This is a genomic window from Candidatus Nanopusillus massiliensis, assembly GCF_920984865.1.
Window position 1 is genome coordinate 494,401 of the sequence record NZ_OV100765.1, and the last position, 237, is coordinate 494,637.

Annotated in this window: 1 pseudogene (only partly in view); it reads right to left on the reverse strand. The window is 22.5% G+C overall.

What is annotated here, in order from left to right:
* Positions 1-83: 83 nt before the first annotated feature.
* Positions 84-237, reverse strand: a pseudogene (locus LUA84_RS03445) (40S ribosomal protein S19) (it continues 59 nt past the right edge of the window).

A 237-nucleotide genomic window follows, 5' to 3' on the forward strand; every position in this document is an offset into this window, starting at 1 on the left:
TATATATTAAAAATTCATCCATAAACTTATACCCTTCATGAAACAGATTTAATATAATCAATTGAAATTCTTATTTTCATTATTTAATTCTTTATATATTTATTCGCTAATTTATCTAATAAACTTCTTCCATTATTTGTTACAACTCTTCCTTTTTTCTTTCCTTCATTTACTTTCATAACCANTCTAGCATTTTCCAATTGATGCAATATTTCCCTTATTAATTTTCCATATCCT